Source organism: Glycomyces sp. NPDC048151, assembly GCF_043202775.1.
Taxonomy (GTDB): Bacteria; Actinomycetota; Actinomycetes; order Mycobacteriales; family Micromonosporaceae; genus Glycomyces.
In genome coordinates, this window is the sequence record NZ_JBIDBB010000007.1 from 62,824 (window position 1) to 83,904 (window position 21,081).

A 21,081-nucleotide genomic window follows, 5' to 3' on the forward strand; every position below is an offset into this window, starting at 1 on the left:
CGGATCGATTACAGCCGAATATGCTGCGCTACACCGTTAAGCGCCTCCTGCAGCTGTCCGTGGCGCTCTTGGGACTCTCGCTGCTGCTGTTCGCGTGGTTCAAAGCCCTTCCGGGCGGACCCGAGAACCGGCTGCTCCCCGAGAACGCCACGACACAGCAGCGGGAGGCGCTGCGGGCCGCCCTGGGTCTGGACGAACCGGTCTGGACCCAGTACGGCGAGTTCCTCGGCCGGATCATCCGCCTCGACTTCGGCTCGTCCCTGTCGAGCGGGCGTCCGATCGCGACGGAGCTCGCCGAACGCCTGCCCGCCACCATCGAACTCTCCTTGGCCGCCATGATCATCGCCGTAGGACTGGGCATCCCGCTCGGCTACCTCGCGGCGAAGCGCCGCGGCACCTGGATCGACTTCGGCACCGTCTCCGGCTCGCTCCTGGGGACGTGCATCCCGATCTTCTTCCTCGCCGCCATGCTCAAGGTGGTGTTCGCGCAGGAACTCGGGTGGCTGCCGACCACGTTCCGCCTCACCGCCGGAGCCGACTTCACCGAGGTCACGGGCCTGCGCGTGTTCGACGGCCTCATCACCGGCGAGCTCGACATCGCCTGGGACGCGGTGAAGCACCTGATTCTGCCCGCGATCGCGCTCTCGTCGATCCCGCTCGCCGTCATCGTCCGCATCACCCGGGCCAGCGTGCTCGACGTGGTCGGCGAGGACTACGTGCGCACTGCCGACGCCAAGGGCCTCAAGCCCTCCACCGTCCGCGGGCGCCACGTCATGCGGAACGCGATGCTCCCGATCGCCACGATCATCGGCCTGCTGCTCGGCAGCCTCTTCGCGGGCGCCGTGCTCACCGAGAGCGTGTTCGCGTTCGGCGGCATCGGCTCCTTCGTCTACCAGGCGACGACCGAGCGCGACTACCCCGCGCTCATGGGCTTCATCCTCGTCATCGCCGTGTTCTACGTGGTCATCAACCTCCTCGTGGACCTCTCGTACGGCCTGCTCGACCCGAGAGTGCGGGTGCGCAAATGACCATCGCGAAAATCGAGAAGCTCGACCGCCTCGTCGAGGCCACCGCGACCGCCCGGGACGCCCGCACCGGTTCCCTGTGGCGCCAGTCGATCCGGCGCATGCGCCGCTCGCCGATGGCGATCACCGGCGCGGTCATCGTCGGCCTCTTCGTGGTCGTCGCGGTCATCGGCCCGTGGGTCGCCCCGTACGACCCGACGGCCCAGACCTGGGGCCGCGAGGTGTTCCTCAACCGGAACATCTTCCCGGGCCCGCGCCCGGAGAACTGGTTCGGCCTCGACCACCTGGGCCGGGACATGTTCTCCCGCATGATCGTCGGGGCACGCCAGACCCTCCTCGTCGGCGTCGTGGCGACGTTCATCGGCTTCGTCGCCGGCGCGTTCATCGGCGGCGTCGCCGCCGCGGCGGGCACGTTCGGCGGACGCTGGGGCGAACGCGTCGAAGCGGTCATCATGCGCGCGGTCGACGTCGCGCTCGCGATCCCGATGCTGCTGCTGGCGTTGAGCGTCGCGGCCCTGCTGGGCCCGTCGCTGCGGACGGTCATGATCGCCGTCGGCGTCGCGCAGATCCCGATCTTCGCGCGCCTGCTGCGCGGTTCGATGCTGGCGCAGGCCCACTCGGACTACGTGCTCGCCGCGATCGCCATCGGCGTCCCCAAGGGACGGATCGTCGTCTCGCACATCCTGCCGAACTCCCTCGGTCCGGTGATCGTGCAGGCGACCCTCGTGCTCGCGACCGCGATCATCGAGGCCGCCGCGCTCTCCTACCTGGGCCTCGGCAACCCCGACCCGGGCAGCGCCGAATGGGGCACGATGCTCGCCGACGCGCAGCGCTTCCTCTCCGGCGCACCGCAACTGGCCATCTACCCGGCGGTCGGCATCATCGTCACGGCGCTCGGCTTCACCCTCCTGGGCGAGGCCATGCGCGAATCGCTCGACCCGAGGCTGAGGAGGCAGGAATAGTGGCACTGCTCGAAGTCGAAGACCTGCGGGTCGCCTTCGGCGCGTCCACCGCCGTCGACGGCGTCTCCTTCTCGGTCGCCGAAGGCAAGGTGGTCGGACTCGTCGGCGAGTCCGGCTGCGGCAAGTCGGTGACGAGCCTGGCGATCATGGGCCTGCTCCCGAAGGGCCGCGGCCGCGGGCCGCGCCAACCGGTCCAGGCCGCCGCCTCCGAACCGGTCGGCGCGCTCAAAGCCGCGACGCCGCAGACCGTCGCCGCCTCCGGAGGACGGGGCCGCCGCGGCGGCGCCGACGTCCAGGGCCGCGCCGTCTTCGACGGCACCGACCTCCTCCAGCTCACTCCGGCCGCTATGCGCCGCCGCCGCGGCAAGGACCTCGCCATGGTCTTCCAGGACCCGCTGTCGAGCCTCAACCCGGTCGTCCCGATCGGCCGCCAGATCACCGAGGTCCTCGAACGCCACCGGGGCCTCAAGGGCGACAAGGCGTCCAAGGAGGCCGCGCACCTGCTCGACCGCGTCGGCATCCCCGACCCGACCCGCCGCCTCAGGGAGTACCCGCACCAGCTCTCCGGCGGCATGCGCCAGCGCGTGCTCATCGCGATCGCGGTCGCGTGCGCGCCGAGGCTCTTGATCGCCGACGAGCCGACGACGGCCCTCGACGTGACGATCCAGGCGCAGATCCTCGAGCTCCTCAAGGACCTCGTGGAGACGGAGGGCACGGCGCTGCTGATGATCACGCACGATCTCGGTGTGGTCGCCGGTATCTGCGACGAGGTGAACGTGCTCTATTCGGGCCGTGTGGTCGAGTCCGCGCCGGTGCGCGAGCTGTTCCGCAAGCCGACCCATCCGTACACGGTGGGGCTGCTGGGTTCGATTCCGCGCCTGGACCTGCCGATCCATGAGCCGTTGACGCCGATCCGCGGTTCGATAGCGGACGTGATCCGCTGGCACGACGGCTGCGCGTTCGCGCCGCGCTGCGACCGTGTCGCATCGCCCTGTGTGGACGGTGAGCCCGCGCTGGTCGGCGCCGTGCACGCCCACCGTTGCGTCATGGCCGAGGAGGTCGCATGAGCACCGAGCAACATGAGCCGCGTGTTCCCGCGCAGCGCACTGAGGAGCCGGACTTGTCCATGGCCGCTTCGGCTTCCACGGCGGCGCCGCTGCTGGAGGTCGAGGATCTGAAGGTCCACTTCCCGATCCGGCGCGGCATCGTCGTGGAGCGGACGGTGGGGCACGTCCAGGCGGTCGACGGCGTCGGCCTCCAGGTCGACGCGGGTGGCACGTACGGCCTGGTCGGCGAGTCCGGTTGCGGCAAGACGACGTTCGGCCGGGCGGTGCTGCGTCTGGAGGAGCCGACGTCCGGCCGGGTGCGGCTCGGCGGGGACGATGTGACGGCGTTGAAGGGGGAGCGGCTGCGCCGCTTCCGCTCGAAGATGCAGATGGTGTTCCAGGATCCGCTGGGTTCGCTGAACCCTCGGCACAATGTGGACATGCTGTTGTCGGAGCCGTTGAAGGTCCACGGGGTCGGGTCGAAGGCGGAGCGGCGCAAGCTCGCGGTCGAGACGCTCGACGCGGTGGGCCTGCCGAAGTCGGTGCTCGAGCGGTTCCCGCACGAGTTCTCGGGCGGGCAGCGGCAGCGTCTGGGGATCGCGAGGGCGCTGATGCTGCGTCCTGACCTGATCGTGTGCGACGAGCCGGTGAGCGCGCTGGACGTGTCGATCCAGGCGCAGGTGATGAACCTGCTCGACGAGCTGCAGGGCGAGTTCGGGCTGACGTACCTGGTGATCGCGCACGACTTGGCGGTGGTCCGCCACCTGTCGGACCGTGTCGGGGTCATGTACCTGGGCAAGCTCGTGGAGGAGGCGGACTCGGAGACGATCTACGAGAACCCGCGCCATCCCTACACGAAGGCGCTGCTTTCGGCTGTGCCGCAGCCGGATCCGGAGGTCGAAGCGAACCGGGAGCGGATCATCTTGAAGGGGGACCTGCCTTCTCCGGCGAATCCGCCTTCGGGCTGCCGGTTCCGCACGCGTTGTCCTTGGGCGGAGGACATCTGCGCGGAGGTCGTGCCGGAGTGGCGTGAGGCGGCGAGCGGCCACAAGGTGGCGTGTCACTTCGATCTCTGATCGAACGAATGGCACAGCGATCTCTGATCGAACAGCGACCTGTAGCCGATTACGGCGGCGGGGGGGGGGGGGGGGGGCCCCCCCCCCCCCCCCCCGGGGCCCCCCCCCCCGGGCCCCCCCCCCCCGGCCGAGGTGGGGGGCGCGGTGGCGCCGGGGGCGGGCCGCCCCGCCCACCGGGGGTGTTATCACAAGCGCTTGTTAACATCTGACCCCCCCCCGAATTTCTACACGGGGGGGGGGTTTTTTTGGGGGGGGGGGGGGGGGGGGGGGGGGGGGCCCCCCCCCCCGCCGCCGTCGTTCACGGCCCTGCGGTCAGCGCTGCCAGGTCCTGATGGTGCCGTCGGCGTACCCGACGATGGCGGCGCGCAGCTCAGGGGCGCGCACCGACGCCAGCCGGACCGGCGCAGCCGCGTCTTCGGCAACGAGTTCCAACCGGTCGCCTTCCTCTGTGTCGGTGAGGAAGACGCGGTCCTGGTCGATGAGGAGGAGCGATTCGCCGGTGTCGCCGGGCAGCAGCCAGGTGTCGCGGACGGCGTCGAGGGGCCCGAGCGCGACCGGTCCGCCGATGGCGTTGAAGTTCCACAGGTCTGCCTGGTAGTACCGCTGGTCGGTCGCGTTGTAGAGGAACCCGCGGGAGGTGCCGTCTTCGCTGCGGGCGAACCAGAGTCCGCCGGTGCGTCCGGTCGCGGGGTTCCAGTCGGCGCTGGGCTGGGTGCGTCCGATCAGGGAGCCGTCGATCGGGTTGTGGACGGCGATCGCGCCGTCGCCCTCGGCGTGGGCGACGGCGAGTTCGCCTTGGTTGGGGGCGAGGGCGGCGTGTTCGGCGAAGCCGGGTGCGAACGTCATGCCCGGGCTGACGGTGCCGGTGTCGAGGTCGATCATGTTGCAGCCCAAGGCTGTCATGGCGGTGAGCGTCGGGACGCCGTCGAGGACGTGGGTCGCGTAGTCGGTCGTGGCGTCGTCGAAGGTGCCGATCGGGGTGAGTTCGGTGCTTCCGGCGTCGGCGGTGTGGACGCCTGACGCGTGGTCGACTGCGACCAGGCGTTCGCCGCCCGCCGGGTTGGCAGCGGCGAGCAGGGCTACGACCGGTTCATCAAGCATGGTCGTGGCGAGTTCGGTGCCGTCGGCGAGGTTCCAGGCCCGCAGTTCGGTCCCGGCGGCGGTGTAGAGCACGGGTCCGGCCGGGCCCGCGAGGGCGGTCATCGCGTCGATCGGGGCGTCGTGGGCGGCGATGGCGAGCCCGTCGTGCGGGAGGAGCGTGGTGGAGGCGATGTCCTTGGAGGCGTTGGTCTCCGCGGTCGGGTCGCCGCCCGTCCCGCCGTCCGTCTCGCGAGTGCCGTTGAGCCACAGCATGATCGCGGCGGCTCCGGCCGCGACTGGCGCGCCGATCGCAGCGGCGAGGAGGGCGCGGCGGCGCGGTTTGCCGCTGCTGGGCGGCGGCAGCGGGAAGGTGTCGCCGGGCAGGGCTTCGCCCCGGCAGGCGGCGGCGAGGTCGGCGGCGCCCTCCCAGCGCCGGGCGGGGTCCTTCTCGAGGGACCGCAGGACCATGGCGCGGGTGTTGTCGGGGACGGTGTCGGGGAGTTCGGGCGGCGGCTTGTGCAGGTGGCCGTGGACGACGGGGGAGAGGCTGGGCCCGGTGAACGGCGGTGTGCCGCTGAGGCATTCGTAGGCGACGACCCCGAGGGAGTAGAGGTCGCTGGCGGGGGTGAGCGGTTCGCCGTCGATCTGCTCGGGGGAGGCGTAGGTGAGGGTGCCGAGGCGCACGTCGGGGCCGGTGAGCGCGGTCTGGTCGGGCAGGAGCGCGATGCCGAAGTCGACGAGGCGGGGGTGGGTGTCGGCGCCGACGATGATGTTGGCGGGCTTGATGTCGCGGTGGATGACCCCGGCGTCGTGGGCGGTCGCGAGGGCGTCGGCGATCTCGGCGCACAGGCGCATGACCTCCCCTGGCGGGAGCGGCCCTTCGGTGAGGACGGCGTTGAGCGGTTCGCCTTCGATGTACTCCATGACGAGGTAGGAGTAGGTGCCGCGGTCGTCGGTCGCTTCGCCGTAGTCGTGGAGGACGGCGATGCCGGGGTGGCGGATGCGGGCGACGGCCTGGGCTTCGCGGACGAACCGGGCGTGGGCGGCGGCGTCGTCTTCGAACCCGTTGCGGTGGAGCAGTTTGATGGCGACGTCGCGGCGCAGCCCGGTGTCGTAGGCGCGCCACACCTGGCCCATGCCGCCGCTGCCGATGAGCGCGTCGAGCCGGTACCGGTCGGCTATGAGCTGTCCTGCGGGCATCGGCGTTCCTCACGGCTGCGGTGCCATCGGGGGAGTTGCTTTGGCACACAGCTTAAACGCCTGTATCGGGCGAGTCCAGGATCAATCGCGGCCGGGGCTCCCGAGCCGGTCGGCCTTCACGTCGCCGCCCTGCATGACCAGGCGCAGGTTCGCTTCGGGGTCGGTGAGGACGGCGAGGTCGCGGAGCGGGTCGCCGTCGACGACGAGCAGGTCGGCGAGCGCGCCTGGGAGGATCTGGCCGAGGCGGCCCGCTTCGCCGAGGAGCCGCGCGGCGGTGACCGTGGCGGAGCGGATCACGTCCGCGGCGGGGAGGACCGCGCCGCGGATCGTGAACTCCTGCAACTGGTGTCGGCGCATCCCGCCGAGGAGGTCGGAGCCGTAGCAGATGTTGACGCCCGCCCGGTGCGCGAGTTCGAGGGCGCGCAGGCCTGCTTCGAGGACGATCGGGTTCTTCGCGAGACTGGCGGCGGGGAGCCCGTGCTCGGCGCCTTCGGCGGCCATGCGCTCGTAGGTCACCAAGGTGGGCACCAGGAACGCGTCGTGCTCCAGAAAAAGCTCCACACTGGACTCGTCGATGAGGTTGCCGTGCTCGATCGACCGCACCCCGGCCGCGAGCCCCCGGTTGACGGCCCGCGCGGTGTACGCGTGCCCGGCGACGTACCGGTTGGCGGCCTCGGTCTCCTCGACGATCGCGCGGATCTCCTCCAGCGAGAACTGGGTCGAGTCGATCCGGTCGGTCGGCGACGCGACCCCGCCCGAGAGCATGACCTTGACGTGGTGCGCGCCCGTGCGCAGTTGCTCGCGCGCGGCCCTGCGCACGCCGTCGACGCCGTCGCAGACGGTGCTCAGGTCGGGGCAGCACTGGTGGTCCTCGCGGACGCTCCGCCCGCGCGGGCGGCCGTCGCCGTGCCCGCCGGTCTGCGACAGCGCCTTCCCGCCGAAGTACAGGCGCGGGCCCTCGACGACCCCTTCGTCGAGCGCCTCGCGCAGCCCGAAGTCCGCGCCGCCGGGGTCGCGCACTGTGGTGAAGCCCCGGTGCAGCATCTCCCGCATCTCCTTGGCGGCCTTCAACGCCACGTACGCGGGCGAGTCGTCGGCGAGGCCCGCGAGGTTCGCGGTGTGGGCGTTGACGTGCGCGTGGCAGTCGATGAGGCCGGGCATGAGCGTCTTCCCGGCGAGGTCGAGCACGCGGGCGCCCCCGGGCGCCTCCAGGTCCGGTCCGACCGCGTCGATCGTGCCGCCGCGCACCAGGACGCGCTGGCCCGGGACGAGTTCGCCTGCGGCGGTGTCGAGCACGGCGGCGTCGGTGAACAGCACGGTCTCGGTCATCGGCTTCTCCTGACGCGTCACGGCGACCGGACTGGCCGCGCGGCTAGTGCACGCACCAATATGCCCGACCGCCCCGGCGTCCCGCCACCGGGCCCGTCACGGCATGAGGAGCGCGTACTCGCGCAGGTGCCGTTCGAAGCCCGGCGCGATGTCGATCTCGACGATGACTTCGTCGATGTTCTGGAAGGGGCCCAGGCGTTCCACGCGTTCGCGCACGAGCCGCGCGGTCGCCTCGTTGAACCCGGGCAGCTCCCGCAGGACCTCGACGGGCGCGTGGTTGACGTCGACGAGCCCGCCGTCGTCGATCTGGCGCGGCAGCTCGGGGCGGCCGACGCCGCTGCGCTTCGCCAGCGCCGGGTCGCCTTCGGCGAGCCGCCGGGCGTCCTGGCGCAGCCGAGCGGCGCGGTCGAGCGCCGGTGCGACCCAGTCGTCCCCGGCCTGGGTCTGCTTCGGGGGTCTCGGCGACCGGGGTCGCGGTTCCCAAGGGGCCCACACGTACCGGCGAATCGCGAAGAGGTGCGCGGACGCCCCGACGGTGGAGGCGAGCAGGGACACGAGCCCGCCCGCGTCGGCCCATCCCGGCGTCGCCTCGACGGGGAACGGGAGGATGAACGCGATGAAGCCGACGAACGCGGCGGGGTAGAGGACGAGCGGGACGATGGTGCGGGCACTGGGGCGGCGCCCGGCGGCGACGGCGCAGGCGATCGGCGCGCCGAGGGCGGGGATCAGCGGGAGCAGCGCCCATCCGACCGTGCCCGCGCTGCGGGCCGCCGACCAGCGCGCTGGCGGGTGGTGGCGGGCGGGCTCGAGGGGCGCGTCGGGCATGCGGCCATGCTATCGACCGGACACCAGGCCGGCGTGTCTCATCACCGGCCCGGATACGCGGCGGGACCGTGTCGACGCGGGGAGCGGCGCGGGTTCGTGTTGGCGCGCTTGGGCGCCGGGTCGGCGTCGCGGCACGGGTCCCCGGGTACGGCGAAGGGCCGGACGGGAAACCGTCCGGCCCTTCGTCTCGCTGTACGCCCCTAGAGGTTCTCGATGACCTCGCGCATGAGGCGCGCGGTCTCGCTCGGGGTCTTGCCGACCTTGACGCCGGCGGCCTCGAGGGCCTCCTTCTTCGACTCGGCGGTGCCGGCCGAACCGGAGATGATGGCGCCCGCGTGGCCCATCGTCTTGCCCTCGGGGGCGGTGAACCCGGCGATGTAGCCGACGACCGGCTTCGTCACGTGGTTCTTGATGTACTCGGCCGCGCGCTCCTCGGCGTCGCCGCCGATCTCGCCGATCATGACGATCGCCTTGGTCTCGGGGTCCGCTTCGAACGCCGCGAGGCAGTCGATGTGGGTGGTCCCGATGACCGGGTCGCCGCCGATGCCGACGGAGGTCGAGAAACCGAGGTCCCGCAGCTCGTACATGAGCTGGTAGGTCAGCGTGCCCGACTTGGAGACGAGGCCGATCGGGCCGGTGCCGGTGATGTCGGCGGGGGTGATGCCCGCGTTCGACTTGCCGGGGGACGCGATGCCGGGGCAGTTCGGGCCCACGATGCGGGTCTTGTTGCCCTTGGACTCGGCGTAGTTCCAGAAGGTCACGGAGTCGTGCACCGGGATGCCCTCGGTGATGACGATCGCGAGCTCGATCTCGGCGTCGATCGCCTCGATGACGGCGGCCTTGCAGAACGCCGGGGGCACGAACACGACGGAGGTGTTCGCGCCGGTCTCGGCGATGGCCTCGGCGACGGAGGCGAACACCGGCAGGCTCACGCCGTCGACGTCGACCTTGGTGCCGGCCTTGCGCGGGTTGACGCCGCCCACGATCTCGGTGCCGGCCTTGAGCATGCGGCGGGTGTGCTTCATGCCCTCGGAGCCGGTCATGCCCTGGACGATGACCTTGGAGTTCTCGTTGAGGAAGATCGCCATTGGACTAGGCCCCCTTGTTCGCGAGCTCGGCGGCCTTGTCGGCCGCGGCGTCCATGGTCTCGACCACGGTGATGAGCGGGTGGTTGGCGTCGGCGAGGATCTGGCGACCCTCTTCGGCGTTGTTGCCGTCGATGCGGGCGACGAGCGGCTTGGTGACGTCCTCGCCGCGGTCGGCGAGGGTCTGGAGGGCGCCGAGGATGCCGCGGGCGACCTCGTCGCAGGCGGTGATGCCGCCGAAGATGTTCACGAACACGGACTTGACCTGCGGGTCCGACAGGACCACTTCGAGGCCGTTCGCCATGACCGCGGCGGAGGCGCCGCCGCCGATGTCGAGGAAGTTCGCGGGCTTGACGCCGCCGTGGTTCTCACCGGCGTAGGACACGACGTCCAGGGTGGACATGACGAGCCCGGCGCCGTTGCCGATGATGCCGACGGAGCCGTCGAGCTTCACGTAGTTGAGGCCGGAGTCCTTGGCGCGCTGCTCGAGCGGGTCGACCGCGGACTTGTCCTCGAACTCGGCGTTCTCGGGGTGGCGGAAGTCGGCGTTCTCGTCGAGGGTGACCTTCGCGTCGAGCGCGAGGATCTTGCCCTCGGGCGTGCGCACGAGCGGGTTGACCTCGACGAGGGTGGCGTCCTCGGAGACGAACGCGCCCCACAGCTTGACGAACACGTCGACGAGCTGGTCGCGCAGGTCCTCGGGGAACCCGGCCTTGCTCACGATGTCGTTCGCGATCTCGGGGGTGACGCCGACGCCGGCGTCGATCGGGAGCTTGACGACCTTCTCGGGCGCGGTGTGCGCGACCTCTTCGATCTCCATGCCGCCCGCGGTCGAGGCGATGCACAGGAACGTGCGGTTCGCCCGGTCGAGGAGGTAGGAGAAGTAGTACTCCTCGTCGATGTCGGCGGTCACGGTGAGCATGACCTTCTCGACGGTGTGGCCCTTGATGTCCATGCCGAGGATGTTCGTGGCGTGGGTCTTGACCTCGTCGACGTTGTCGGCGAGTTTGACGCCGCCCGCCTTGCCTCGGCCGCCGACCTTCACCTGTGCTTTGACGACCACCCGGTCACCGAGGCGCTCAGCGAGCTCCACGGCCTCCTGCGTGGTGGTGGCGACGCCGCCGTCCAGTACCGGCACGTTGTGCCGGGCGAACAGTGCGCGGCCCTGGTATTCGTACAGATCCACTGTAGAGTCCGCTCCACTAGCTAGTCTTCTTTGACCGGGCCCGGGCCGTCCCGCCGGTGGGCGGGGTTCGGGTACAGGTGCCCGTAATCGCAGGGTAATCCCAGGCACCGCGCGGTTACACCTGGCAGTGCGCCGGTGTGACGAGTCAGGCTGAAAACCCGTTGACACGGGCCGGTGCAGGGCGTTCACAGCCTGCGGAGGGGAAAGTGAGCGCCGAACCCCGGGGGCCGGCGGGGACCGGGGCAAAGAGGCGGGGACCGGACGCACCCCTCAGGCGTCCGGTCCCCTTAGCGGGAATCAAGCCCACCCCTCAAAGGCTTGACTCCCTTAGGCACGATGCCCTATCGCCACCCCTCAATCGACAGGGCATCGGCAGTTTGTGGCACAGCTCTACAAACCGTGCGATATTGCCGCGATCCGAACCGGAAGTGAACTCCCGGTGCCGCGGCGGCCTTTCTCAATAGCGGCCTTTCGGCCCGCTGCCGATGCGTCTTCCGCTGTATTGCACTGCGTCCGACACTATTAAGAACGAGGGCGCTCGCGGCCGGTTACGGGATTCCCAGAGAATTTTTTGAGGCGGGCGTTTGCGCAGGCAGAGGCCTGTTACACGGCTGCGGGACGGCCCTGATCGGGTGAGGCCACATGCTCGCGCACCCATTCGGCGATCACCTGCGTCGAGGCCCCGGGACCGAATATCGCGGCCACTCCGGCTTCGCGCAGTTCCGCGGCGTCCTCATCGGGAATGATGCCGCCGCCGAAGACGACGATGTCGCGCGCGCCCGCTTCGTCGAGTAGTCGCAGCACTCGCGGGAACAGCGTCATATGGGCGCCGGAGAGAATGCTCAGGCCGATCGCGTCGGCGTCCTCCGCGAGCGCGGTCGCGACGACCTGCTCGGGGGAGTTGTGCAGGCCGGTGTAGACGACCTCCATGCCCGCGTCGCGCAGCGCCCGCGCCACGACCTTCGCGCCCCGGTCGTGCCCGTCGAGCCCGACCTTCGCGACGACCACCCTGATCGGTGTGCCGGTAGCGGACATAGATGTACCTCCTCGTACAGGAGGCCGCGGCACCCACGGCGCTCTTGGCGAACCGTGCGTGCCGCGGCCGTTGCTTACGAGTGAGCTTAGTCGCGACCGGCGTGAGGCGGTAGGCCTAACCGCCGTAGGGGGCCTGCGGCGGCTGCTGGCCCTGCTGCGGGTAGCCCGGAGGCGGCGGCGGGTACGCGCCCGGCTGCTGCTGGGGCTGCTGCGGCTGGCCGTAGCCGGGAGGAGGCGGCGGCTGCTGGCCGTACGGCTGCTGCGGGTAGCCGGCTGGCGGGTAGCCGCCCGCCATGGACGGGGCGCCCTTGATGTAGTCCTTGACGGCCTGGTCCTTGAAGTAGATGAAGGACGCGTAGCCGAGCGCACCCGCGAGGATGATGCTCTGGATGAGCGCGATCGCGCCCGCGGCCGGCAGGATCGCCATGGTGGCGAACGAGCCGAAGAGGCCGAGGATCGAGAAGCCCGCGCCGATCATGATGAGCACGATGCCGGTCATGCGCAGGCCGCTCGAGGCGATCTTGCCCTTCGGCAGGGCCCATCCGAAGTAGCCCCACGCGGCGGCCAGGAGGAGGCCGATGACGGTGAAGCCCGCGCCCGCCGGGTTCATCGCGATGGACACGATGTTCGACAGGAGGCCGACGCCGGCGGCGATGAGCACCATCAGGCCGATGCGCTTGATGCCGTCGGGCGCGTCGCCCGCCGGTGCGGCCGGGGCCTGCGGGTAGCCGCCGGGCTGCTGCTGGGGCGGCGGGCCCGGGAACGGCTGCGGCTGCTGGCCGTAGGGCTGCTGCGCCTGCGGCTGCGGGATCGGGCCCGAGCCGAGCGGGTTCGGCGGCGGGGGCTGCGAGGCGGGCTGGAACCCGGTCTGCGAGCCGCCCTGCTGCGGCATCACCGTGGTCTCGGCGAACGACGCGACGTTCGGCTCAGCCGGGCCGGTCGGGTTGCCGAGCGGTGAGGGCGGCGGGGGCGGGGTCGAGGCCCCGGCCGGTGCGCCGCCCTGGCGCTGGATCTTCATGGTCCGGTCGAGGCCGGACTCGTCGGCCGGTGCAGGCGTCGGTGCGCCTGCTCCGGGGGCCGCGGCACCGGGCTTCAGCTTGAAGGTGCCGCCGTCCTCGTCGGGTTGTTCGTTCTCTGGGGGAGTCATTGCATCCACGCTCCACGGGCCGGATCGGTTGTGACTGCTCTCGCCTTCACCATACCGACCGGGGCTGGGAGTCGGGGAAAGCCGTCCAGCCCGAGGTGTGATCGCCACGCGCCCAGGGGTAACGCGCTAGGCGCAGGCGTCCGCGCGCTTCGAGGCCGCCGGGTCGGCGAGGTGCTTGACGAGGACGGCCCGGTGCGTGGGCTTGGCGGCCTCGAAGCGCTCGCGGCCCGCGGGCGTGAGCATGAGGAAGTTCGCGCGGCGGTCGAAGTCGCAGGCGGCGCGGGTCACGAGCCCGGCCTTCTCCAGCCGCGTGACGGTGCGGGAGAGGGCGCTCTGGCTGAGGTACATCTCGGCCTCGATGTCCTTCATCTTGGCCTTGCCCCCGGCCTGGTCGCCGCAGGTGCGGCCCAGGATCAGGAGCACCTCGAACTCGCTGAGCCCCAGTTCGTGCCGGGACTGCAGCTCGTTCTCGAGCTCGCACGATGTGTTGTGGTACACGCGCAGTGTTTCAGACCACTTCGCGCCCACGTCTACGCCTGATTCAGCCTCCATGACCAGGAGATTACCATGTCAAGACATTTAATGTCCACTCATTAGATGCGTTGACATTCAATGCACGGGCATGTAAGTTTCTCGGCATGACGATCACCGAAAGCAAGCCCCGCACCGACGACCTCCCCGACACCCCCGATCCCGAATCACATGCCCCGAGCCGATGGGGGCCAAAGCTGTGGGCCGTCCTGTTCGTCGCCGGTCTCGCGATGTTCCTCGACGCGCTCGACGTCTCCATGGTCGGCGTCGCGCTCCCGTCCATCGGCGCCGAACTCGGCCTCGAGACCAGCTCGCTCCAGTGGATCGTCAACGGCTACATCCTCGGCTACGGCGGCCTCCTCCTCCTGGGCGGACGCATGTCCGACCTGCTCGGACGCCGCAAGGTCTTCCTGACCGCGCTCGTGGTCTTCGGCATCGCGTCCCTCGTCGGCGGCCTCGTCGACAACGAGGGCCTGCTCATCGCCTCGCGCATCGTCAAGGGCGTCGCCGCCGCGTTCACCGCCCCGGCCGCGCTCTCGATCATCACCACCACGTTCAAGGAAGGCCACGACCGCAACAAGGCGCTGTCCTTCTTCACCGTCTTCGGCGCCACCGGCTACGCCTCGGGCCTCATCGTCTCCGGCCTGCTCACCGGCATCGACTGGCGGCTGACGTTCTACGTGCCCACCGTCCTGGTGGTCGGCGTGATCATCCTGGCCTTCTTCGTGGTCCCCAAGAGCGCCCCTGAGCACGGCCGCATCGACTTCGGCGGCGCCGCGCTCCTCACCGGCGGCATGCTCGCCGCGGTCTACACCATCGTCACCGTCCCCGAGACCGGCTTCACCGCCCTCACCATCGCCACCACGGCCGCCGCGGTCATCCTCATCGGCGCGTTCCTGGTGGTGGAGAACAAGATCCAAGAGCCGCTGATCCGGCTCGGCATCCTGAAGGTCAAGTCGATCGTGCGGGCGAACCTCGCCGCGATGGCCATCTTCGGCTCCTACATCTCCTTCCAGACGATCGTGTCCCTCTACCTGCAGAACACGCTCGAATGGGACCCGCTGCAGATGGCCCTCGCGCTGGCCCCCGCCGGCATCATCGTCGCGATCCTGTCCCCGCAGGCCGGCAAGGTCATCGACCGCTTCGGCACCACGCCGATGATCATCGCCTCGATGACCTCGTTCGTCCTCGGCTACATCTGGTTCCTGATCCGCGCCGGCGACCCCCAGCCCGCCTACTTCCTGGACTACCTGCCCTCGTTCCTGCTGCTGGGCCTCGGTTTCGCCATCGGCTTCTCCGCGACCATGGTGCAGGCCACCGAAGGCATCGCCGACGACGAGCAGGGCCTGGCCTCCGGCCTCGTCCAGACCTCCGGCCAGATCGGCGGCGCGGTCGTCCTGGCCATCGCCACCGGCCTCATCTCCGGCGGCATCGCCACCAACCTCGACCAGTACCGGCCCGGCCTGTACCTCGTGACCGTCGTCGCGATCGTCGGCCTCCTCGCCAGCGCCACCGCGCTGCTGGGCCGCCGCGCCGCGGTCGAAGCCGCCTGAGAACTCCATAACAACACCCGCACAGTGGGGGCCACCGGAAACGGTGGCCCCCACTGTGTTTCCCGGTTCCCCTGCATTCAGTCGACGGTCGCCAGCGCCATGGTCGGCGGGACCTTCAAGGCCTGGCGGGTGGGGATGGCGACGGCGGCGTACGCGATGGCCGTGGTAACCGCGGCGACGGCCGGGACCACCCACAGCGGGCCCTGCGGCCACGGCTCGCCCATGAAGCCGATGCCCAAGAGGGACATGGGGAGGACGGAGACGAGCAGGCCCGCACCGACGGCGATGGCGGCGGTGATGAGGGCTTCGCGGCGGACCATGTGGCGGACCTGGTGCGGGGTCGCGCCGATGACGCGCAGCGCCGCGAACTCGCCGCGCCGCCGCGTGGTGGAGGCGGCGAGGCTGTTGCCGACGCCGAGGAGCACGTACCCGGTCATGGCGAGCATGACGAGCAGATTGATCCACTGGTCGGGGCTGATCCCTGTCGGGGCGCGCAGCGCCGTGTCGCCCGGGGTCGCAGTGACGCCGGGTTGCGTTGCGGCCCAATCGGTCGCGGCTGCGGCGTCGCCGTTGACGAGGGCCGTGTCGTACAGGCGCGGTCCGCTGTGTGCGGCGAGGAGGTCGGTGGAGGCGATGAGGCCGCCGAACCCGAAGCCGCGTTCGTAGACGGCGACCACGGCGGCCTCGGTGGTGGTGCCGTCGGCGAGGACGAGTTCGAGGCGGTCGCCGACGCCGACGTCCCACAGCTGCGCGGTCCCGGCGCTGACGGCGACGGTGTCGCCGCGCAGGTCGGCGAGGCTGCCGTCGGCGACGTCCGGGTCGATGACGCGGTCGGTGCCGGGCCCGAGCGCGAGCGCCGGGGTGACCTCGGCTTCGGTGTCGCCCATGAGGTCGTACTCGCGGATGACGGTGGTGGCGACGAGCGGCACGGCCGCGTCGACGCCGTCCTGCGCGGCGAGGTCGGCGATGTCGCTCGCGGTGAGCGGGCCGGTGACGGTGGCGTCGGCGGCCGATCCTGCCGCGATCTCGTCGGCGATGGTGCGCGTCAGCGTGGTCTGGCTGTACACCTGCGTCGTGGTGAGGCCGATGGCGAGCGCGAGCACGGTGACCGACCCGGCGGTGCGCAGCGCGTATGCGTGGCTGTTGTTGACCGCCAGCCAGACCGGGGCGGCGGTGGCGCCGTCGAGGCGTCGGCGGGCGATCCCGGTGACCGCCTTGACGATCACGGGCCCGGCGAGGGCGAGGCCGATGACGGCCATCATCGTGGCCGTGGCGGCGGAGATGAACGCGGCCTCGTTGCGCACGAACAGCGGCAGCACCGACTGGGCGAGCGCGATGCCGAGGAGCGCGAACCCGGCGACGGTGCGTCCGGCCCCGGGGCGGCGCGGTTCGACGCGGGATTCGGCGACGGCTTCGGTGGCGGGCATCTTCGAGGTCCGGCGGGACGCGCCGCGCGCAGCGAGCTGGACCGTGGCGAGCAGGAGGACGGCGGCGGCGAGGCCGCTGATCGGGCTGGCCGCCAACGGGAGTGCGGCGGGGACGAGCTGCGCTTCGGTGAGGACGGCGATGAAGCCGTCGGCCAGGACGTAGCCGAGGGCGATGCCGGGGACGAGCGCGACGAGTGCCGCGGCGCTGGCCTGGGTGGCGATGAGCCGCCTGACTTGGCGGGGCGTGGCGCCGACGGCGCGCAGGAGCGCGAGGTCGCGGCGCTGGTTCGCGACGGACACGGAGAGCGCTCCGGCGGTGATGAAGCCGACGAGGAGGACGACGGTGCCGGAGAGGGCCCCGGCGAGGGCGATGAGTTCGCCGCGCGCGGTGCCGCCCGCGAGCGTCTCGGCGTCGCCGAGCGCCTCGCCGGTGACGATGTTGACGCCTTCGCCCGCGAGGGCGTCGGCGAGGGCGGCTTCGACCGTCTCGAGGTCGCCGTCGACGGTGACGGCGATGAGGTCGACGCCGCCGCCGGGGTGCGCGGCGAGCGCGGTCGCGGTGGCGGGGTCGAAGTGTACGCCGGGGGCGTCGGTGAGCCCGGTGACGCGGTATTCGTCGAGTTCAGGGGCGATGTCGGACCCTGTTGCTACCGTGATGAAGTCACCGACGGTGACGTCGAGTCGACTGGCGGTCGCGGCGTTGAGGACGAGCTCGCCGGGACCGGTCGGGGCCACGCCGTCCACAGGGTCTGTGGACAACGCGGCGGTCTCCCAGTTGTGGCCCTCCACGACGGCACCGGTGCCGGTGCCGGTGGTCAGGTCGACGGGGAAGGAGAGATCAGGGACGGCCGCTGCGACACCGGGGACGGCGGCGGCCTGCGCGGCGAGGTCGGCCGCGACGGGCACGCGCTCGCTGAACGGCAGGTCGGGGTTCTCCGGGAGCGGGTAGGCCTGGTCGGCCGCGATGACGAGGTCCGCGAAGGCGAGGCGCTCGGCGGGCAGGTGCGAGGACGCGCCGGTCTCGGCGAGGACGGCCGTGGCGGTCACCATCGCCGCGCCGCCGAGCACGGCGCACGCGACGGCGATCAGCCCGCCGATCCGCTTGCGGGCCATCGAGAGCGACGGCCCGAGCATCGGAAACGCGGGCGAGGCCTTCGCCGACCGGCGGGAGCGCCGGTCCGCTGCCGGGCGTTCGGGTTGCGTGCGTGGCACGGTCAGGGCCTCCGTTGTCGAGGGAATGGCGGTCGCGCGGCGGGCCGATTCGCCGCCGGGCTTTCAGGTCAGTACTGGGGTCGGTGAGGAGTCGCGGCTGCGGTCCGGCAGCGCCGGGCGGGCGCAACATGCCTCCGCTCCGCCGCGAGCGACACGGCCTGCTGCCTTGCGCACGGCGACGCGCGGTCAGCGCCTGCGCAGTCCGGCGAGGAGCGCTGCCAGTTGCTCGGCGCTCGCACCCGGCATGTAGTGCTCGATGCGGCCGTCGGCGACCACTGCGGTCGCGTGGGCCCGGGCGGCCGCCGCAGGGTCGTGGGTGACCATGACGACCGTCTGCCCGGAGTCGTCCACCAGCTCCCGCAGCAGGTCGAGGACCTCGGCGGCGGTGTCGAGGTCGAGCGCCCCCGTCGGCTCGTCCGCGAACACCACCTCCGGGCGGGCCGCGAGCGACCGTGCGATCGCCGCGCGCTGCTGCTGGCCGCCCGAGAGCTCCCCGGGACGGCGGTGCAGCAGGTCCGCGATGCCGACCCGTTCGACCAGGTCCCGCAGCCAGCGCTGGTCCGCCGGGGTCCCGGCCAGGCGCAGCGGCAGCGTCAGGTTCTCCTCCACCGTGAGCGACGGCAGCAGGTTGTACGACTGGAACACGAACCCGATCCGGCTGCGCCGCAACCGGGTCCGCTGGTTCTCGTTGAGCTTCGCGATCTCGGTCCCGCCGATGAGGACCTCGCCCGACGTCGGCGTGTCGAGCCCGGCCGCGCAGTGCAGCAGCGTCGACTTGCCGGACCCGGACGGGCCCATGACCGCCAGGAACGAGCCGCGCCGCACCTCGAGCGAGACGCGGTCGAGCGCGGTGTGCGCGCCGTCGTAGACCTTCGAGACGTCGCGCAGCAGCAGCGCGGGCGGCCGGCCCGTGTCGGCGAGCGCGGCCGGGCGAGGGGCGGCGAGCGTGCTCATCGGCGGTTCCGGGTCTTCACGGCGCGGACGATGAGCGCGATGCCGCAGCCCAGCGCGATCGCCCCGAACGGGATCGCCGCGAAGTGGAGCCCGACCGCCTGCAGGCCCGTGTTCAGCACGAACCCGGCGACCACGCCGATCCACAGCGCGACGGTCATGATCGTGAAGTGCCCGACGCCGCCCTGCTGCGGCGGCGGTTCGGTGATGCGGTACTGGTCGTTCATGGCGTTGCCCTCCAACGGGATCGGATAAGGGAAACGCTATGGCGAAACACGGTGCGGCCCAATGACGCTGACTGGCCGATTCACGGTGGGGCCTGGTACAGCCCCGGAGGTACAGCCAGCACTACCGCCGATCCGCGAAACCCCGGGTAGGTTTCAAAGTCGGTTCCGCGACGACGACCGAGAGGAGGGCGCGGATGGTCCGCACGAGGCTGCGGCAGGCGAAGGCCTGGGTCGACGCCCAGCTGCGCCCCGAAGGGGAGGCCGCCGACATCGTCGCGCTCCTGCAGGCGTCGCTGCGCGCCACCGGGTGGGGCATCGTCGGCGCCGGGTTCGCGTTCCTCGCGCTGTACACGATCCCGCTGCTCCTGCTCTCCACCGTGCTCGCGTTCCTCGGGATCGGCCGGTTCCTCATCCGCCCCATGGCCCGCTGGGTGCGCACCGTCGCAGGCCTCGAACGCGGGCGGCTGCGCCGCCTCGGCCACGAGGTCAAGACCCCCTACCTCGGGCCGTACGTCGACGCGCCCCGCACGTTCCGCGAGCTCAAAGCCGACCCGAGCGTCCGCCGCGACCTCACCTGGCTCGTCATCCACGGCACCTGGGGCCTCATCCTCGGCGCGCTGCTCCTCCAGATGCCGTTCACCGCCGTCCACGACGTCACCTACCCGCTGTGGTGGTTCCTCGCCCCCGACTCCGAGCAGTACATCCTCAACGGCCTGGTCGAGGCCGAGACCGCGACCGCCGCGCTCCTCGGCTGCGCCACCGGCGTCGCCGTGTTCGCCCTGTGGATCCTGTTCGGCACCAAGATCCTCGAACTCCAGACCAAGCCCGGCACGGCCTTCCTCGGCCCCGACCCGGGCATGGACCTGTCCGAGAAGGTCGCGCGCCTGACCGCGACCCGCGCGGCCGCCCTCGACGCGCACGCGGTCGAGCTGCGCCGCATCGAACGGGCCCTGCACGACGGCGCGCAGAACCGCATCGTCGGCGTCAACGTCCTCATCGGCGCGGCCCGCCGCGAGATCGAACGCGACCCCGCGCGCGCCGACCAGATCCTCGAACGCGCCCAGGACACCGTCGAAGGCGCACTCGCCGAACTCAGGGCGGTCGTCCGCTCGATCCTGCCGCCGGTCCTGGAGGACCGCGGCCTCGCCGGGGCGTTGAGCGCGCTGGCCTCGGACTGCGCGGTGCCGTGCACGCTCGAGGTGGACGTGGAAGGCCGGTGCCCGGCGAGCGTCGAGGCCACCGCGTACTTCGTGGCCGCCGAGTCGCTGACGAACGTGGCCAAGCACTCCCGTGCGACCAAGGCGTCGGTCGACGTGCGGCGCAGGGGGAATACGCTCACGGTGACCGTGACCGACGACGGCCGCGGCGGGGCCGACGCCGCCTCCGGCTCGGGGCTTGCCGGGATCGCGCGGCGCGTCGAGGCGCTCGACGGGACCGTGTCCGTCCAGAGCCCGGCGGGCGGGCCGACCGAGATCAGAGTGGAGCTGCCATGCGGATCGTGATCGCCGAGGACGACTTCCTCCTGCGCGAGGGCCTCAACCTCGTGCTGCAGGGGGAGGGCTTCGAGGTCGTCGCCACCGTCGGCGGGCCCGAGGAGTTCCTCGCCGCCGTCGAGGAGCACCGGCCCGAGATCGCGGTCGTCGACGTGCGGATGCCGCCGACCCACACCGACGAGGGCATCAAGGCGGCCGTGGCCGCCCGCCGCGCCCACCCGGGCCTGGCGGTGCTCGTCCTCTCCGCCTACGTGGAGCAGAGTTTCGCCACCGACCTCCTCGCGGACGGCGCGCGCAGCGTCGGCTACCTGCTGAAGGAACGCGTCGGCCGCGTCGACGCGTTCGTGGAGGCCCTGCACCGGGTCGCTCAGGGCGGCACCGCGATCGACCCCGAGGTGGTCGCGCAGCTGTTCGCGCAGCGCCGCGCCGACGACCCGATCGAGCGCCTGACGCCGCGCGAGAAGGAGGTCCTGTCGGTCATGGCCGAGGGCCTGGGCAACCAGGCGATCGCGCAGCGGCTGTTCATCACCGAGAACGCCGTGCACAAGCACATCCGCAACATCTTCCTCAAGCTCGACCTGACCCCGGACGACCAGACCGACCGCCGCGTCGCCGCCGTCCTCCACTACCTCGAACGCGCCTGAATTCGTCGCACCATCAGTCCTAAATGTGCTGAAACCGCACATGTGAT

General features: G+C 71.4%; 18 protein-coding genes. 7 read left to right on the top strand and 11 right to left on the bottom strand.

Annotated features, from left to right (window positions below; all coding sequences use genetic code 11):
• The first annotated feature begins 20 nt into the window (after positions 1-20).
• From ACGGCP_RS17720 to ACGGCP_RS17735, 4 genes are read left to right on the top strand one after another with little or no spacing between them, the layout of a single operon-like run.
• Positions 21-1,028: an ABC transporter permease gene (locus ACGGCP_RS17720; RefSeq protein WP_392967379.1), complete on the top strand. Its 1,008-nt coding sequence runs from the start codon at positions 21-23 to the stop codon at positions 1,026-1,028.
• Positions 1,025-1,987 (top strand): ABC transporter permease, encoded by a 963-nt coding sequence (locus ACGGCP_RS17725; protein ID WP_392967381.1) that lies wholly within the window; start codon positions 1,025-1,027, stop codon positions 1,985-1,987. Before ACGGCP_RS17720 ends, ACGGCP_RS17725 begins: the two co-directional genes overlap by 4 nt.
• Positions 1,987-3,054, top strand: a complete 1,068-nt coding sequence (locus ACGGCP_RS17730; RefSeq protein ID WP_392967383.1) for an ABC transporter ATP-binding protein — start codon at positions 1,987-1,989, stop codon at positions 3,052-3,054. Before ACGGCP_RS17725 ends, ACGGCP_RS17730 begins: the two co-directional genes overlap by 1 nt.
• Positions 3,051-4,109 carry an ABC transporter ATP-binding protein gene (locus tag ACGGCP_RS17735; RefSeq protein ID WP_392967385.1) on the top strand — a complete coding sequence of 353 codons (1,059 nt, stop codon included), beginning with the start codon at positions 3,051-3,053 and terminating at the stop codon, positions 4,107-4,109. The genes ACGGCP_RS17730 and ACGGCP_RS17735 overlap by 4 nt, the downstream gene beginning before the upstream one ends.
• A gap of 312 nt (positions 4,110-4,421) precedes the next feature.
• On the opposite strand, the gene ACGGCP_RS17740 is transcribed toward ACGGCP_RS17735, so the two are convergent.
• From ACGGCP_RS17740 to ACGGCP_RS17775, 8 genes are all read right to left on the bottom strand, one after another.
• Positions 4,422-6,389: a serine/threonine-protein kinase gene (locus ACGGCP_RS17740; RefSeq protein ID WP_392967387.1), complete on the bottom strand. Its 1,968-nt coding sequence runs from the start codon at positions 6,387-6,389 to the stop codon at positions 4,422-4,424.
• A gap of 81 nt (positions 6,390-6,470) precedes the next feature.
• On the bottom strand, positions 6,471-7,718 hold the full coding sequence (locus tag ACGGCP_RS17745) for an amidohydrolase family protein (RefSeq protein ID WP_392967389.1): 1,248 nt from the start codon (positions 7,716-7,718) through the stop codon (positions 6,471-6,473).
• A gap of 96 nt (positions 7,719-7,814) precedes the next feature.
• Positions 7,815-8,543 (bottom strand): ComEA family DNA-binding protein, encoded by a 729-nt coding sequence (locus ACGGCP_RS17750; protein ID WP_392967391.1) that lies wholly within the window; start codon positions 8,541-8,543, stop codon positions 7,815-7,817.
• A gap of 200 nt (positions 8,544-8,743) precedes the next feature.
• A complete protein-coding gene (gene sucD, locus ACGGCP_RS17755) occupies positions 8,744-9,631 on the bottom strand; it encodes a succinate--CoA ligase subunit alpha (protein WP_392967393.1) in 888 nt (295 codons plus the stop codon).
• A 4-nt stretch (positions 9,632-9,635) separates the two neighbouring features.
• A complete protein-coding gene (gene sucC / locus ACGGCP_RS17760) occupies positions 9,636-10,814 on the bottom strand; it encodes an ADP-forming succinate--CoA ligase subunit beta (protein ID WP_392967395.1) in 1,179 nt (392 codons plus the stop codon).
• Between the two features lie 603 nt (positions 10,815-11,417).
• Entirely contained in the window at positions 11,418-11,849 is a 432-nt protein-coding gene (locus ACGGCP_RS17765) for a cobalamin B12-binding domain-containing protein (protein ID WP_392967397.1), read from the bottom strand.
• 115 nt (positions 11,850-11,964) lie between these two features.
• The gene (locus ACGGCP_RS17770) at positions 11,965-12,996 is read right to left on the bottom strand and encodes a hypothetical protein (RefSeq protein ID WP_392967399.1); all 1,032 of its coding nucleotides are present in this window, start codon (positions 12,994-12,996) and stop codon (positions 11,965-11,967) included.
• A gap of 126 nt (positions 12,997-13,122) precedes the next feature.
• Complete coding sequence (locus tag ACGGCP_RS17775; RefSeq protein WP_392967401.1) at positions 13,123-13,548, bottom strand: MarR family winged helix-turn-helix transcriptional regulator; 426 nt, start codon at positions 13,546-13,548, stop codon at positions 13,123-13,125.
• An 86-nt stretch (positions 13,549-13,634) separates the two neighbouring features.
• On the opposite strand from ACGGCP_RS17775, the gene ACGGCP_RS17780 reads away from it, so the two are divergent.
• Positions 13,635-15,080 (top strand): MFS transporter, encoded by a 1,446-nt coding sequence (locus ACGGCP_RS17780; RefSeq protein ID WP_392967403.1) that lies wholly within the window; start codon positions 13,635-13,637, stop codon positions 15,078-15,080.
• 77 nt (positions 15,081-15,157) lie between these two features.
• Here ACGGCP_RS17780 and ACGGCP_RS17785 read toward each other — a convergent pair whose 3' ends face one another.
• The 3 genes from ACGGCP_RS17785 to ACGGCP_RS17795 form a co-directional block, all read right to left on the bottom strand.
• A complete protein-coding gene (locus ACGGCP_RS17785; protein WP_392967405.1) occupies positions 15,158-17,719 on the bottom strand; it encodes an FtsX-like permease family protein in 2,562 nt (853 codons plus the stop codon).
• Positions 17,720-17,905: 186 nt separating this feature from the next.
• Positions 17,906-18,673 carry an ABC transporter ATP-binding protein gene (locus tag ACGGCP_RS17790; RefSeq protein ID WP_392967407.1) on the bottom strand — a complete coding sequence of 256 codons (768 nt, stop codon included), beginning with the start codon at positions 18,671-18,673 and terminating at the stop codon, positions 17,906-17,908.
• Positions 18,670-18,897, bottom strand: a complete 228-nt coding sequence (locus ACGGCP_RS17795) for a hypothetical protein (protein ID WP_392967409.1) — start codon at positions 18,895-18,897, stop codon at positions 18,670-18,672. Before ACGGCP_RS17795 ends, ACGGCP_RS17790 begins: the two co-directional genes overlap by 4 nt.
• Positions 18,898-19,091: 194 nt before the next feature.
• Here ACGGCP_RS17795 and ACGGCP_RS17800 point away from each other — a divergent pair, with 194 nt between their 5' ends.
• Positions 19,092-20,399 carry a sensor histidine kinase gene (locus tag ACGGCP_RS17800; protein WP_392967411.1) on the top strand — a complete coding sequence of 436 codons (1,308 nt, stop codon included), beginning with the start codon at positions 19,092-19,094 and terminating at the stop codon, positions 20,397-20,399.
• On the top strand, positions 20,387-21,034 hold the full coding sequence (locus ACGGCP_RS17805; protein ID WP_392967413.1) for a LuxR C-terminal-related transcriptional regulator: 648 nt from the start codon (positions 20,387-20,389) through the stop codon (positions 21,032-21,034). The genes ACGGCP_RS17800 and ACGGCP_RS17805 overlap by 13 nt, the downstream gene beginning before the upstream one ends.
• Positions 21,035-21,081 lie beyond the last annotated feature (47 nt).

Coding starts and splice junctions, on each gene's coding strand:
- ACGGCP_RS17720 (WP_392967379.1), top strand. CDS start 21: ATGCTGCGCTACACCGTTAAGCGCCTCCTGCAGCTGTCCGTGGCGCTC.
- ACGGCP_RS17725 (WP_392967381.1), top strand. CDS start 1,025: ATGACCATCGCGAAAATCGAGAAGCTCGACCGCCTCGTCGAGGCCACC.
- ACGGCP_RS17735 (WP_392967385.1), top strand. CDS start 3,051: ATGAGCACCGAGCAACATGAGCCGCGTGTTCCCGCGCAGCGCACTGAG.
- ACGGCP_RS17740 (WP_392967387.1), bottom strand. CDS start 6,389: ATGCCCGCAGGACAGCTCATAGCCGACCGGTACCGGCTCGACGCGCTC.
- ACGGCP_RS17745 (WP_392967389.1), bottom strand. CDS start 7,718: ATGACCGAGACCGTGCTGTTCACCGACGCCGCCGTGCTCGACACCGCC.
- ACGGCP_RS17750 (WP_392967391.1), bottom strand. CDS start 8,543: ATGCCCGACGCGCCCCTCGAGCCCGCCCGCCACCACCCGCCAGCGCGC.
- sucD (WP_392967393.1), bottom strand. CDS start 9,631: ATGGCGATCTTCCTCAACGAGAACTCCAAGGTCATCGTCCAGGGCATG.
- ACGGCP_RS17765 (WP_392967397.1), bottom strand. CDS start 11,849: ATGTCCGCTACCGGCACACCGATCAGGGTGGTCGTCGCGAAGGTCGGG.
- ACGGCP_RS17770 (WP_392967399.1), bottom strand. CDS start 12,996: ATGACTCCCCCAGAGAACGAACAACCCGACGAGGACGGCGGCACCTTC.
- ACGGCP_RS17775 (WP_392967401.1), bottom strand. CDS start 13,548: ATGGAGGCTGAATCAGGCGTAGACGTGGGCGCGAAGTGGTCTGAAACA.
- ACGGCP_RS17780 (WP_392967403.1), top strand. CDS start 13,635: ATGACGATCACCGAAAGCAAGCCCCGCACCGACGACCTCCCCGACACC.
- ACGGCP_RS17790 (WP_392967407.1), bottom strand. CDS start 18,673: ATGAGCACGCTCGCCGCCCCTCGCCCGGCCGCGCTCGCCGACACGGGC.
- ACGGCP_RS17795 (WP_392967409.1), bottom strand. CDS start 18,897: ATGAACGACCAGTACCGCATCACCGAACCGCCGCCGCAGCAGGGCGGC.
- ACGGCP_RS17800 (WP_392967411.1), top strand. CDS start 19,092: ATGGTCCGCACGAGGCTGCGGCAGGCGAAGGCCTGGGTCGACGCCCAG.
- ACGGCP_RS17805 (WP_392967413.1), top strand. CDS start 20,387: ATGCGGATCGTGATCGCCGAGGACGACTTCCTCCTGCGCGAGGGCCTC.